Origin of the sequence: Granulicella sp. WH15, assembly GCF_009914315.1 — a bacterium.
GTDB lineage: Bacteria > Acidobacteriota > Terriglobia > Terriglobales > Acidobacteriaceae > Edaphobacter.
Map to the genome: position 1 here is coordinate 514,144 of NZ_CP042596.1, position 13,613 is coordinate 527,756.

A 13,613-nucleotide genomic window follows, 5' to 3' on the forward strand; every position below is an offset into this window, starting at 1 on the left:
TTGGTTGTCATTCAGGAGCGAAGCGGAGGAATCTGCTTCTGCTGTTGCTCTTGCTTCTGGGGTAGGTCCGGGCTTCAGCCCGGACATTAAAAACACACACAGAAGCGGGCTTTAGCCCCCGAGGTATGCTTTCCTTTCCCTGCCATAGATCTTGGCCCGCCCTAAGTCTCCAACCCCATCATCCTCAAAATCGCCAAGGCATTCGAACTCCGATTCACCCCTGTCTTCAGCCGATAATCAAACCCCAATGGGTCCTCATCATCCGGACTGGCCATATGCACATTCCGCCCATAGCTCTCGCCATCGGCCAGCGAGGTCAACGCCAGATCGTGCGTGGATAGGGCTCCAATCGCCCCGTTTTTCAGCAGAGCGGTCAACACCGCCTCCGCCGCCGCGCGCCGGTCGTTCGAGTTCGTTCCACTGAACAGCTCGTCGATCAAAAACAGCACCGGCCCACTCTCGCTCAGCCGAACAATCGCCGCCAGCCGCTCCACCTCCGCCATGAACTTCGACTTGGACTCAGCCAGAGAGTCGATCAGCGCCAGCGAAGCCCCGATCCGCATCGGCGAGAGGCGCAGGCACGCCGCCCGCACCGGAGCGCCCGCATACGCCAACACCGCGTTCAGCCCGATCGCCCGCAGCAGCGTGCTCTTGCCCGCCATGTTCGACCCGCTGATGAGGTAGAACCTATTCGCCGGATTCAGCGTCACATCGTTCACCACGCAGCCCCCACGCGGCAGCAGCGGATGCCCGATGGCCGTGCCCTGAAAGACCGCGGCGTGGTCTGGCGGCAGCAGCTCCGGATAGACATTCTCGGGATGCTCGAACGCATACGTAGCCACCGCATTCAGCGCCTCGAACTCCGACCACGCATCCAGCCATCCGCGCATCGCCGCCCCGTGCGCCCGCTTCCAATTGGCAATCGAGATCCCCGCCTGCGTCCCTCCGGCCAGCAACAGCGACACGGCCATGAACACGCCCTTATCCCGCTGCTGCACCACGGCCACCTGGTTCTGGAGCCGCGCCAGCAGCCGCACCGCGTCCGCAGGCGTGGCCTGCAAATCCCGCAGCTTCTCCGCCTCGAAGCTCTCCTTCTGCATCACCGCCAGCCCCTCGGAGACGAGCTGGATGTGGTTCGAAAGCCTGACCGTAGACTCAAGAATCGGCGTCAGGCGTGCCCGCAGCCGCCACGCCAGAGCCATCTGGATCGCAGCCACGGCCAGCAGGTTCGGCATCATGCCCGCCACGCCCGCCAGAGTCGCTATCAGCAGCCCCGTCAGCAGCACCGCCGTTATCGCTAGCGCCACGCGATACCAGCCCGCAACCACCGGCGCCGGAGCCTCCAGCCACTCGTCGAAGAAGTTCGCCGGAACCTGCTGGAACCGGCTCGTCCCCATCACCGCGATCTCCTCGCGCAGCGTCACCTTCGGGGCCAGCTCCCGCACCGCATCCTGCCGCTTCATGTTCTCGGCAAAGGAGTCCTTCCCGGTAGCCCCCGGCGGCGGCTCCAGCAAATACCGCGCCAGCCCCCGCTCGCCCAGCCCCGTCCGCACCGTGGCCATCAGGCCGAAGAGGGAAGCCTCTCCCAGTACGTTTAGATCTCGCTCGTACAAATGCTCAGAAGCAAAAGCGCCCTCACGCCGGGCGGGCGGCACTTCGTGCGGTTCTCGACGCTTCGCGTGAAGGGCTTCTCGGAACACTTCACCTGTTCGGCCCGATTGCACCACCCTCTCGTCCGCCCGCTCAATCGCCCGATCCGTATGCAGCAGCAACCGCCCCACCCGACCCAGCCTGCTCTCCAGCTCCAGATACCACCAGAGCAGCGCCCCCTCCGCCGCCAGCGGCAATAACACCTCCCAGACCGGGCCTACTCCAAGAAACGCCATCCTCGCCCGCCACGCCACCACCGCCAGCACGAGCAGCATCGCCCACCGCACCTCGCCCCGCCGCCGCTCCGCCGCCCGCTTCTCCCCCTCGAAGTGCGCGAGCCGTCCGCGATACACACCCAGCACTTCCTCCAACGTCATCGCCATCGTTTGGTCCGTCCCCTCACTCGATGGTAGACTTGTCCTTGTGCCGGGTCCTACGCGACGTAATCCCGCCAACCCCGCCAGGTCCGGAAGGAAGCAACGGTAACGGGCTAGTATGGGCGCAGTAGGTCGCCCGGTGCACTTTCCTCCTACCCCTTCCAAAAAAGTAACCCCGCCGAAAAACGCACACAAAGTGCCTGTCCCGCGCGTTGCCGCAAATTCCCTGAAAATCGCATATCCCCAGCAATGATGCGGGTTCTATCATGTTTCCCCACCGCCGGTCCGATCCGGGCCAGCGAGGGAGACCCGATATTTTGTATGCTTGCTCTGGTCGTGTTGTTTTTTAGAGGTGAATGATTTGAGCTTGACGTTGAAGCCGCAGCAGTCTGTGCGGGCAAAGATCAGTTCGGTTGGAACCTATGTTCCGCCCCGGTTACTCACCAACGCCGATCTCGAAAAGATGGTCGCCACCAATGACCAGTGGATTGTCGAGCGCACCGGCATCCGCGAGCGGCACCTGGTCGACAAGGGCGTAGCCACCAGCGATCTGGCCGTCGAAGCCGCGAAGAAGTGTCTCGAGAAGCGCGGCATCTCCGCCTCCGAGATCGAGGTCATCATCGTCGCCACCGTCACGCCCGACATGATGTTCCCCGCCACTGCCTGCCTGGTGCAGGACAAGCTCGGCATCAAGGGCGCCTGGGGCTTCGACCTCTCGGCTGCCTGCTCGGGCTTCCCGTACGCGCTGCAGGTCGGGGCCAAGCTGGTCGAGTCGGGCGCGCACAAGAAGGTCCTGGTGATCGGGGCCGACGTGATGAGCTCCATCATCGACTACACCGACCGCACCACCTGCGTCATCTTCGGCGACGGCGCGGGCGCTGTCCTGATCGAGCCGTGCGAGGAGTCCGAGGTAGGGCTGGTCGACTACTGGCATGAGATCGACGGCTCGGGAGCGGTTGCGCTGAACATGCCTGCTGGTGGCAGCCTGCACCCGGCTACGGCGGAGACAGTCGCATCCAAGATGCACTACGTCCACCAGGACGGCGCTTCGGTCTACAAGTTTGCCGTGCGCAAGATGTCCGAGGCGGCCGAGATCGTCCTCTCGCGCAACGGCCTTACGGGAGCGGACCTGGCCTGCTTTATTCCGCACCAGGCGAATAAGCGGATTATCCTCTCCACGGCCGAGCGGCTGGGGATGAAGGAGAGCTCGGTCATCATCAACATCGACCGCTTCGGTAATACGACGGCGGCGACGATTCCGATGGCGATGCAGACGGCGATAGATGAGAACCGGCTGAAAAAGGGAGATATCGTCCTGTTGACCAGCGTAGGAGCTGGCTTCACGGTCGGAGCAACCCTCTTGCGCTGGGAAATCTAAGCAGATGAACCCCATGTCTTTGAAATAAGACATGGGGTTTTGCTTTTCACGCGAAGCGTCCAAAACAGCACGAAGTGCCGCCCGTCCGGCGTGAGGACGCTGTTGCTTTTAAGCGGTTGTTGGCCGCTGCGGATCTTCCTGCGGGTGCATCCCGACGCTGTTCCGAGTCTTCCAAAGCTGCCACATCGCGTAGCCCACGCTGAGGGCGATGCCTCCCCACACGACGATCAGGAACGTCGTCCCCCACCTCTCCGAGAAGTGATGCCAGAAGCGCAGCACCTGCCTGCCATAGGCGATGCCGAGCCACGCCGCGATGGCGTGCCGGGCCATCCGGCTCGTGGTGAAGGTGACCATAAACTTGCGCTGCGACATCCTGAGCGCACCCGCAGCCAGCACGAACGGGCTGAGCGGCATCGGCGGCGGCAGGATGGCCGGGAGCGCGATGGCGAGGATCGCATGATCCTCCATCCAGCCGCACACGCGATTGAAGGTCTTCGGCGGCGTGCGTTTTTCGATGAACGCCATGCCTCCCGCCTGGCCTACTTGGTAGGAGAGGTATCCGCCCAGGGCCGAGCCGACCGTCGCCACCAGTACCAGCAGGATGGGGTTGGTGTGCTGTGCCGCAAACCCGACGATCATCATGTCGGTCATGCCCGGTACCGGCAGCGGCACAAACGAGCTGTCCACAACGGATACGAGGAACAGCCCAAAGAGCCCGAGCGAGACCAGCAGATGCACCACCACGCCGCTGGTCCGGCCGCTGATTCGGCCCGTGGCGATCACCAGTCCAGCCAGCCCACCAGCCTGCGGCAGCTTCGTGGAGACGACCGCCCCGCCGCTGGCCGCAATGTGGCTCATGGCTGGTAAGACGCCTGCCACGGGCATGAAGTCGCGGCTTGTAGCGGTTTTTGATGTTACAGACGATTACAGAAAGCGAAGCTGCGGCAACTCCGGCAGTGTCCCGGTCTCGGCAGCCAGCCGCCGGAAGAGCTGGATCGCCTGCGCACACTCGTCGTCGAGCGTGTAATGAATGTTCTCGGTCAGGTAGCTCCGTATCGACGTAGCCGATAGCGCAATCCGCGGCGTCCAGGCCTCGACGATGGCGTCGATATGCTCCATCCCCAGCTCGCGCGAGCGGTTCAGGTCGGCCACCAGCCGCGCCGGATCGGCCACCGCCTCGGGCCGCACTGCCCACACCGCCGCCACCCAGGGCAATCCGGTCAGGCTGCGCCATTCGTGGGCCACGTCGAGCCAGGTGCATGGCCCCACGGCGCTCTCGATGACCTCGCGGTTCTCGAGCGCCAGCAGGGCGGCGTCGCCGATCACCAGCGCGGAGTCCGCCTGGGCCAGCATGGCGGCCACGTCCGCCGGGGTCGGTATGACGGCCGGGTCGGTGCCGAAGAAGTGGCGGAAGAGCACCTGAGAGTAGGCGACTGAGCTGCGCGAGGCGGTGTCGGCGGCCATTGTCTTCACCGTGGCGAGCGTATGAGGAGCTTTAACGATGAGGAGGATGGAGCGCACATGGTCCAGCGAGGCGATGACACAGCCGGGAACGATGGCCAACTCCGGCGTCAGTGCGGCGATGGGGATCAGTCCCAGGTCGGCGCGTCCGGCGAGCAGGTTGGCCGCGCACTGAGAGGGCACCATGTATTCGAGCGTGTAGCGCCCGGCGAGCTGCTGCGTATGTTCAAACGAGTACATGAGCGGCGCGGGGTTCAGGAAGCTGATGGCCGCGACGCGGAGTGGAGCTTGGTTTTCAGAAGGCACAGAGGTTAGATGAGGCAGGTTCGTATGGGGTTCAGCGTCGCATTTAAGTATAGCTGGGGCATGTTTTTCCCAAGTTGGGAATCGGCCCAATTCTAGTGCCGATAGGGCATCCCTCGCGTGGTACTCTCGGCGCAATGAGTGGCGGAGGAAACGGAAATCGGGTCGAGTCGCACGCCGCAGGGGAGTCCCGCCTGGCATGGCTGGCGATGACGCTCACGCCCGGCCTGGGGCCGACGCGGATCATCCGGGCGATGCGGAAGCTGGGGGTAGCCGAACGCGTCTTTCACGCGTCGCTGACCGAGCTGGAAGGTCTGGGGATGCCCGCGCAGTCGGCGCAGTTCCTCTCCGACGGCCGGGCGCGGAAGGCGGCGCTGGAAGAGGCCAGCCGCGTGGTCGAGCAGGGAGCCCACTACGTCACGCCCGAGGACGAGGACTACCCCCAGCGTCTGCTCGAGATCTACGATCCTCCATCGGTGCTGTGGGTGCGGGGCAATTTGCGGCTGCTGAATCGGCCCGGCATCGCCGTGGTGGGGACGCGGTCGCCCTCGCCCTACGGGGCGGGAATGGCGGAGATGCTCTCCCGCGACCTGGCCAACCGGGGGCTGACGATCCTGAGCGGCATGGCCCGCGGGGTCGATACCGCTGCTCACAAGGGGGCATTGCAGGCCGTGGGCGGGGTCGCGGGCAAGACGGTCGCGGTCTGGGGCACCGGGTTGGACGTCGTCTACCCCAAGGAGAACAAGCGACTGGCCGAACAGATCATCGAGGCTGGCGGAGCCATTGTCAGCGAGAACCCTCTGGGGACATTTCCGGCCCCGCAAAACTTCCCCATCCGCAACCGCATCCTGAGCGGCATGAGCATCGGCGTGCTGGTCATCGAGGCGGCCGAGTACTCGGGCACGCGGATCACGGCGCGGTGCGCGATGGACCAGAACCGCGACGTCTACGCGGTGCCGGGGAACGTGACCAACAAGAACGCCTGGGGGCCGAACACGCTCATCAAGCAGGGGGCCAAGCTGACGGCCACCTGGGAGGATGTGTGGGAGGATCTGGCCTCGCAAGTCCGTCTGCTGCTTGAAGATGAGCAGGATGCGGACCGGGCCGCGCAGGGGGCCTCGCGGGGAGCAAATGAATCCAAACCTGCTGGGGCCGCATCTTTATTCGCCGAGGGGCCACAGATGGCGGAGCACGAGAGGTTGGTCTTCTCGCAGCTCCGGCACGATGAGCCGGTTCAGCTCGACACGCTCATGGAGACGCTCGAGGGGCAGCTTGGCTCCCCCGAGGTCTTTACGGCGCTCTTCGAGCTGGAACTCGCGGGCCGGGTACGGTCGATGCCGGGTAAGAACTACGTCCGGGCTTTCTAATCGATCTTAAAAATAGTGACAAACGGATCGGTTTTGCGTGAGTCTCACTGAGAGTCTCAGAGGGTAGGGACAGGCCCAAAACCATAAATTTTTCATGAAGCGAGAAATCCACCGATTTGGCGCGTCTACAAATGTCGTGTTAGGTTCGCAGTGAAGTTGCCATTCGGATGTGAGTTGGCAAATGGGTAGTAAAGGGAGTCGTGGGCTACGGCCGCCACTCCGTGGGACGAAGGGAAACAATGGGTAAATCGCTCGTGATCGTGGAGTCGCCGGCAAAGGCGAAGACGATCAACAAATATCTCGGGGACGACTATATTGTGGAGGCTTCCATCGGCCACATCATGGACCTGCCCAAGAACGACATTGGCGTGGAACTGAAGCACCTGACCTTCGAGCCGACCCTGATCGTGTCGCCGGGCAAGGAGAAGATCGTCGACCGGCTGAAGAAGCTGGCGGCCAAGGCGGACAGCGTCTATCTGGCCCCCGACCCTGACCGCGAGGGCGAGGCCATCGCCGCGCACCTGGCGATCCAGTTGCGGCCGATGCTGAAGAACAAGGCCACGATCCAGCGCGTTACCTTCAACGAGATTACCCAGAAGGCCGTGAAGGCCGCCTTTGCCCACGCCCGCGACGTGGATGAGAATCTGGTGGACGCGCAGCAGACCCGCCGCGTGCTCGACCGCCTGGTGGGGTACCAGATCTCCCCGCTGCTGTGGGACAAGGTGCGCCGCGGCCTCAGCGCGGGCCGTGTCCAGACGGTTGCGCTACGCCTGATTGTGGAGCGCGAGCGTGAGATTAACGCCTTCCAGCCGGTTGAGTACTGGACCATCGACGCCGACCTGAAGGCCAAATCCGCAGGCTTTACCGCCCGGTTCACGGGCATTGACGGCACCCCGGCCCGCGTGGCCAACGGCAAGGACAAGGATGGCAAGGACACCTTCCTCGCCAACGCCCTTGGCACCAAGGAGCAGACCGACCGCGTCGTCGCCCAGCTCGAAAAGGCCAACTGGAGCGTCGCCTCGGTCGAGCGCAAGGAGCGCCGCCGCAACCCCGCCGCGCCCTTCACCACCAGCAAGCTCCAGCAGGACGCCGCCGGACGGCTCGGCTTCAACGTGCGCCGCACGATGGGCGTGGCCCAGCGGCTGTACGAGGGCATCGACATCAAGGGGGAGACCGTCGGTCTCATCACCTATATGCGTACCGACTCCACCCGTGTCTCGCCGGACGCCATCGCCGACGCCCGCGCCTACATCGGCAAGCTGGGCGACCGCTACCTGCCCGCCAAGCCCAACGATTACAAGTCCAAGAAGGACGCGCAGGATGCCCACGAGGCCATCCGCCCGACCAATGTCAACTTCGTGCCGGACGAGATCCGGTCCTTCCTCTCGGACGAGCAGTACCGCCTCTACAAGCTGATCTGGCAGCGCTTCGTCGCCAGCCAGATGACCCAGGCCATCTTCGACCAGACCACGGTCGAGATTGCCGCCAAGGCCGACCGCACCTACAACTTCCGTGTTACGGGCAGCGTGCTCAAGTTCGACGGCTTCCTGAAGGTCTACGACGCGGTGGTTCCGGCCAGCGGCAAGGAAGCCGCTCCGAAGGAAGGCGAAGACGAAGACGCGTCCGACAAGCGGCTGCCGGAGATGAACGACGGTCAGGCGCTGACGCTCGGCGGCCTCTCACCCGAGCAGAAGTTCACCGACCCGCCGCCGCGCTACAACGAAGCCTCGCTGGTCAAGACGCTCGAAGAGAAGGGAATCGGACGGCCTTCGACCTACGCGTCGATCATCAACACGATCCAGGACCGCGACTACGTCAAGAAGATCAGCGCGCGCTTCGTGCCCACCGAGATCGGCGTCGTCGTGACGGAGCTGCTGGTCAAAAACTTCCCCTACATCTTCGACACGCTCTACACTGCCAACCTCGAAGGTGAGCTGGATGCGGTCGAGCAGGGCGAGGAGAAGTGGACCGACCTGCTCAAGGGCTTCTACGGCCACTTCCAGAAGGAGCTGAAGGTCGCCGAGACCAGCATGGAGGACATCAAGCGCCGCGAGGAGGTCACCACCGAGGTCTGCGACAAGTGCGGCAGCCCGCTGATCCTCAAGTGGGGCAAGTTCGGCAGCTTCTACGCCTGTAGTGCCTTCTCGAAAGCGAAGCCCGTGACCATCGCGCTCGGCCCGTGGAAGAAGGACCCCAAAGCGGTGCTCAAGAAGGTGCTGGCCGCCTTCCACTTCCCCATGATCGTCAAGGCCGTGACCTTCGACATGACCGAGTACCAGAAGGAGGTGGCGGATGCGAAGGAGTTCGCCGCCGCGGTCAAGGAGGCCGAGGGCAAGGGCAAGAAGATCGTCGCTGAGCCGGTGAGCTGCGACTTCACCAAGGAGAACTTCGCGGCCAAGCCGGACCTCTCGGCCCCGGGCGCGGACGAGGCTCCCGAGGAGGAGTACTGCGACAACTGCGGGCGGCTGATGGTGCTGAAGAATGGCCCCTGGGGACCGTTCATGAGCTGTCCCGGCTACTCGGACGACCCGCCGTGCAAGACGATCCGCAAGCTGACCCAGAAGGTGCAGTCGAAGCCTCCGGTGACGCTCGACGAGCCGTGCCCGAAGTGCGGCAAGCCGCTGCTCCAGCGCGACGGCCAGTACGGCGAGTTTATCGCCTGCTCCGGCTACCCGAAGTGCAAGTACGTCAAGCAGGAGCTGCTGGACGTCAAGTGCCCGAAGGACGGCGGCGACATCGCCGTGCGCAAGACCAAGCGGGGCGACACCTTCTACGGCTGCGTCCACTACCCCAAGTGCGACTTCTCCTCGAACCTGAAGTTGGTCAACGAGACCTGCCCCAAGTGCGACTCGGCCTACCTGCTGGAGTACGGCAACAAGGAGGGGACGTACCTGGTCTGCCCGAACAACCGCGAGTTCCTGCCCAAACGCCGTCCTCGCAAGGGCGCTCCGGCAGAAGAGCCGACGACGCCTGAGTGCACCTACGAGCGCCGCATCGGCGGTCCGAAGGTGGCGGAAGTGGCCGAAGAAGAAGTCGCAAACGTAGCATAACTATAGTCTGGAGAGTCACTTGGCAACGCACGCTGATGCAGAATTGATCCTGAAGCTGTACACCATCCGTACCGAGGAGACGATGCGCAAAGCACGTCACTTCGTCGGTATCGAGTTCAACCCGGCGACCTTCGAGGAGCTGCGCGCGGTGCAGACCGGCCTGGGCACGCAGGAGAACGCTTACTACCGGCAGGTGATGAGTTACTGGGAGATGGCCGCCTCGTTCGTGCTGCGCGGGGCGGTTGATCCGGACCTGTTCTTCGAGTCGAACAGCGAGAACCTCTTTCTCTGCGCCAAGTTCCACCACTTCCAGGAGGAGCATGAGCAGGCCACGGGCCGCCGCATGATGGCCCGGACCGGCAAGCTGATCGAGAAGTTCCCTGCGGCTCGGGCTGGCTTTGAAGGAGCCCTGAAGGCCGTCGAGGCACGCCGGGCCAAGGCTTAGACTTGCGGTCTAGCCTCTGACGGCGGCAACAAACGGGAGTCTTCGAGAGCTGCCGTCCGGTGGCCGATTCCGGCCAGATAGGGCGCATGAGTGGCGAAGGCCAGGAACGACTCCACGCTGCTCTGCCGAACCAGCATCGCCATGTCCCAGCGCTCGCCGGGCGGCCCGATCAGCCACGGTAGGGCAGGGTGTGCTCGATGTACAGGCGAAAGGCCGTCTCACCGCTGATCGCCGCCTCCGGCGCTAGTTCGGGCGTCGCGGAGTAATCGGCAATCTCGCGGAAACGCAGCAGATTCAGCGTGACGATGCCGCCCTTGAGCTGGCGCATCACAAAGTCGCGTCCCGCGTCCTGGGTCGGCTCCAGGTAAGCAACGGCGTGTTCTGGATTCATTTCGAGACGGCCCATCCCAGGCCAGCTTTCGTCTTGTGCCAATTTCTGTTACAAACGTACTATATTTTGGGGTTACCAAACCCAAAGTGCTTTTGGCACCTCATATTGTTGCAGCAGATTGGGTCCCTAGAGATGGCGAAGGCGATGTGGAACGGTCAGCTAATTGCTGATAGCGAGACATTTGAGACGATCGAGGGCAATATCTACTTCCCGGAGGAGTCGGTCAAGCGCGAGTTTCTGCGCTCCAGCTCGACGACCTCGAGCTGTCCGTGGAAGGGCCAGGCCCGGTACTACACACTGGTGGTCGATGGGCAGGAGAACCCCGACGCCGCCTGGTACTACCCCGATCCCAAACCCTCCGCCCGCAGCGTCAAGCACCACGTAGCCTTTTGGCGCGGCGTCGAAATTACAAAATAATCCGTAAGTGATTTTTTATCAATAAGCCTCGGCCTGCTCGAGCGGCAGCCGCACTTGGAAGCAGGTCTTGCCCGGTACCGATTCGGCGGTCAGGAAGCCCGAGTGGCGGTTGACGATGCGCTTGGCCGTGTCGAGCCCCAGCCCCAGGCCGCTGCCCGGAGCCTTGGTGGTGAAGAACGGCTCGAAGATGCGCGACTGGATGGCGGGGTCGATGCCCCTGCCGCTGTCGGTAATCTCGGTCAGGGCCATCTGGCCCGCGAGCCGGGTCGTGAGCCGGAGCGTGCCCCCGTCGGGCATGGCGTCGATGGCGTTCTCTAACAGCACGGTCCACACCTGATTCAGCTCCGAGCCGTAGGCGTTGATGGGCGGCAGCTCCGGATCGAAGTCCGTCTCGACCTTAATGCCGGTGAGCCGGGAACCGAACATGGCCAGCGTCGTCTCCAGCGACTGCGACAGGTCGAAGGTCTGGATCGGCGCCTGGTCCATGTACGAGTAGTCTTTGATGGCTGAGATGAGGTCGAAGATCCGCGCCGTCGAGGCCACGATGGTCGCGGTGATGCGCTCCACGCGCAGCGCGCTGGCGAAGCTGCGGAAGGCCGGTGCGATCACCTCTTCGGGAAAGAGCGTGGCAAACTCCTCAAGGTCGCTCATCGGAATGTGGGTCTCGGCCAGTGGCGGCGCGATATTCCAGGCGTCCGGCACATTGTGGGCCGTCAGCCACTTGTAGACCTGCTCCTCGCGGTCCGACTGCCCCAACGGCGAGTCGGGAGGGTTCTGGGCGAACTCGACCACCTTGCGCCGCGCTTTTTCCACCCAGGAGCGCAGCAGTTTGTCGTACTCGGGGGAGAGACAGAGCGCGCCCAGCGAGTAGCGGTGCTCGCCGTACTGACGCAGCTCGCTGAAGAGCGAGGCGGCCGAGCGTTGGGCGGCGGAGGCCGGGTTGTTCAGCTCGTGCGCCAGGTTGGCGGCCAGCTTGCCCAGGGCCGAGAGCTTTTCGGCCTGCTGCTCCATGCGGGTCACCTCGCGCACGCGGTCCAGCAGCACGTTGACCGATCGCTGCCCCATGGAGGGAATCGCGGCGAGCATGGCCGGGAAGAGGCTCTCGTGGATATCGAGCACCCAACAGTCCCCGACCGCCGAGCTTTCTCCCCCATAGGTCTTCATGCGCGAGTAGGGCGGCTTGCCGGTCATCTGGCCCGATCGCCCGATGAACAGCGCCAGCGGCCCCGCGTTGCGGCGGTGTACGTGGATCTCGCCTCTCAGAATGAAGTTCAGGTTCTCGGCGGGCTCGTCCTCGCGGAAGATGAGGGCTCCGGGTTCGGCGCAGCGTTCTTTGCCGTGGATCGCCAGCCAGGTGTACTCCTCGTCCGTCAACCCCTGCAGCGGCGTGATGGTGCGCAGCGCCTCGACGATCTCGGGCACAGGCGTGGGAACCTGTGGCGTGAAGACACGTGGGGAGTCGGTGGCCGAGAGGGGGTCCAGTATGCGCGGCATAGTGTGATGGTATCCGGTAATGCTGTGCGTTGGTAAGTGTTGGCAGCGAATGGCGTAATGCTGCATTCATCAGAAAGAAAATGCCGAGATGCGGCGCTTCCCCGATAAAGGAGCAGCACAGCATCTCGGCAAGGATACGTCAGTCCGGCGCGTTACGTTCCGCGCCGGAGGCGATTACGCCTTGACGACGGTACCGTCCTTGACCACGACGGGGTCGAGGAAGGGCATCGACTTGCGCAGGGCCGCACCGACGGTCTCGATCTGGTGCGCGGCCTCTTCCTTGCGGATGCGGGCGAACTCGTGGCGTCCGGTCTCGTTCTCCTCGATGAACTTCTTCGCGAAGGTGCCGTCCTGGATATCGTTGAGCAGGCCCTTCATCGCCTTCTTTACCTCGGAGGTGACGATGCGCGGTCCGGCAACGTAGTCGCCCCACTCCGCCGTGTCCGAGATGGAGTGGCGCATGTACTCGAGTCCGCCGCGGTACATCAGGTCGACGATGAGCTTCAGCTCGTGCAGCACCTCGAAGTACGCCAGCTCGGGCTGATAGCCAGCCTCGACCAGAGTCTCGAAGCCCGCCTTCACCAGCGCGGAGGTGCCTCCGCAGAGCACAGCCTGCTCGCCGAAGAGGTCGGTCTCGGTCTCTTCGGTGAAGGTGGTCTCGAGCACGCCGCCGCGGGTTCCGCCGATGGCCTTGGCGTACGAGAGAGCGACAGCGAGAGCATTGCCGCTGGCGTCCTGCTCGACAGCCACGAGCGCCGGAACGCCGCCGCCCTCGGTGAAGACCTCACGCACGCGGTGGCCGGGTCCCTTGGGCGCAACCAGCGAGACGTCGACGGTCGCGGGCGGGGTGATGGTGCGGAAGCGGATGTTGAAGCCGTGCGCGAACATCAGGGTCTGGCCCGCACGCAGGTTCGGCTCGATATCGGTGTGGTAGACCTTGGCGGCGGTCTGGTCCGGGGTCAGGTTCATGATGACGTCGGCCCACTTGGTAACGTCGGCGACAGACATGACCTCGAGGCCAGCCTTGCGGGCCTTCTCGGCCGAGGGCGAACCCTCACGCAGGCCGACGCGCACGTCCACGCCCGAGTCCTTCAGGTTGAGCGCGTGAGCGTGGCCCTGCGAGCCGTAGCCGATGATGGCGACTTTCTTCGCCTGGATAAGAGAGAGGTCTGCGTCTGCGTCGTGATATGCCTTTGCCATGTTTTGCTTCAATCCTTTTCGGTTGGTGTTGGGCTGGGGAGACCCCTTTGCCCCGTCTATATTGCGCAAGGTCTTACGAA

12 protein-coding genes and 1 other RNA gene are annotated in these 13,613 nt (G+C 63.8%); 6 read left to right on the top strand and 7 right to left on the bottom strand.

Going from position 1 to position 13,613, the window contains the following annotated elements:
* Window positions 1-161: 161 nt before the first annotated feature.
* Window positions 162-2,033: a hypothetical protein gene (locus FTO74_RS02240; protein WP_162536682.1), complete on the bottom strand. Its 1,872-nt coding sequence runs from the start codon at window positions 2,031-2,033 to the stop codon at window positions 162-164.
* Between the two features lie 41 nt (window positions 2,034-2,074).
* Here FTO74_RS02240 and ffs point away from each other — a divergent pair.
* Together ffs and FTO74_RS02250 are read left to right on the top strand one after the other, a co-directional pair.
* An RNA gene (gene ffs, locus FTO74_RS02245) (signal recognition particle sRNA small type) lies at window positions 2,075-2,172 on the top strand.
* 216 nt (window positions 2,173-2,388) lie between these two features.
* The gene (locus tag FTO74_RS02250; RefSeq protein WP_162536683.1) at window positions 2,389-3,405 is read left to right on the top strand and encodes a beta-ketoacyl-ACP synthase III; all 1,017 of its coding nucleotides are present in this window, start codon (window positions 2,389-2,391) and stop codon (window positions 3,403-3,405) included.
* 108 nt (window positions 3,406-3,513) lie between these two features.
* Here the strand turns inward: FTO74_RS02250 and FTO74_RS02255 are convergent, their stop codons facing one another.
* A complete protein-coding gene (locus tag FTO74_RS02255) occupies window positions 3,514-4,263 on the bottom strand; it encodes a VTT domain-containing protein (RefSeq protein ID WP_162536684.1) in 750 nt (249 codons plus the stop codon).
* 66 nt (window positions 4,264-4,329) lie between these two features.
* Window positions 4,330-5,172 carry a menaquinone biosynthesis protein gene (locus FTO74_RS02260; RefSeq protein WP_255462455.1) on the bottom strand — a complete coding sequence of 281 codons (843 nt, stop codon included), beginning with the start codon at window positions 5,170-5,172 and terminating at the stop codon, window positions 4,330-4,332.
* A gap of 134 nt (window positions 5,173-5,306) precedes the next feature.
* On the opposite strand from FTO74_RS02260, the gene dprA reads away from it, so the two are divergent.
* The 3 genes from dprA (at window position 5,307) to FTO74_RS02275 (ending at window position 10,031) form a co-directional block, all read left to right on the top strand.
* Complete coding sequence (gene dprA / locus FTO74_RS02265; RefSeq protein ID WP_162536686.1) at window positions 5,307-6,536, top strand: DNA-processing protein DprA; 1,230 nt, start codon at window positions 5,307-5,309, stop codon at window positions 6,534-6,536.
* A gap of 239 nt (window positions 6,537-6,775) precedes the next feature.
* Window positions 6,776-9,586, top strand: coding sequence for a type I DNA topoisomerase (gene topA / locus FTO74_RS02270; protein ID WP_162536687.1), 2,811 nt, complete (start codon window positions 6,776-6,778; stop codon window positions 9,584-9,586).
* A 19-nt stretch (window positions 9,587-9,605) separates the two neighbouring features.
* Window positions 9,606-10,031, top strand: a complete 426-nt coding sequence (locus FTO74_RS02275; RefSeq protein WP_162536688.1) for a hypothetical protein — start codon at window positions 9,606-9,608, stop codon at window positions 10,029-10,031.
* Here the strand turns inward: FTO74_RS02275 and FTO74_RS19465 are convergent.
* Window positions 10,028-10,174: a hypothetical protein gene (locus FTO74_RS19465; protein ID WP_220399062.1), complete on the bottom strand. Its 147-nt coding sequence runs from the start codon at window positions 10,172-10,174 to the stop codon at window positions 10,028-10,030. The genes FTO74_RS02275 and FTO74_RS19465 overlap by 4 nt on opposite strands.
* Before the next feature lie 26 nt (window positions 10,175-10,200).
* A complete protein-coding gene (locus tag FTO74_RS19470; protein WP_220399063.1) occupies window positions 10,201-10,422 on the bottom strand; it encodes a hypothetical protein in 222 nt (73 codons plus the stop codon).
* A gap of 132 nt (window positions 10,423-10,554) precedes the next feature.
* Here FTO74_RS19470 and FTO74_RS02285 point away from each other — a divergent pair, with 132 nt between their 5' ends.
* Window positions 10,555-10,839: a DUF427 domain-containing protein gene (locus FTO74_RS02285; RefSeq protein WP_162536689.1), complete on the top strand. Its 285-nt coding sequence runs from the start codon at window positions 10,555-10,557 to the stop codon at window positions 10,837-10,839.
* A gap of 18 nt (window positions 10,840-10,857) precedes the next feature.
* On the opposite strand, the gene FTO74_RS02290 is transcribed toward FTO74_RS02285, so the two are convergent.
* On the bottom strand, window positions 10,858-12,333 hold the full coding sequence (locus FTO74_RS02290; RefSeq protein ID WP_162536690.1) for an ATP-binding protein: 1,476 nt from the start codon (window positions 12,331-12,333) through the stop codon (window positions 10,858-10,860).
* Between the two features lie 174 nt (window positions 12,334-12,507).
* The gene (gene ilvC / locus FTO74_RS02295; protein WP_162536691.1) at window positions 12,508-13,533 is read right to left on the bottom strand and encodes a ketol-acid reductoisomerase; all 1,026 of its coding nucleotides are present in this window, start codon (window positions 13,531-13,533) and stop codon (window positions 12,508-12,510) included.
* Window positions 13,534-13,613 lie beyond the last annotated feature (80 nt).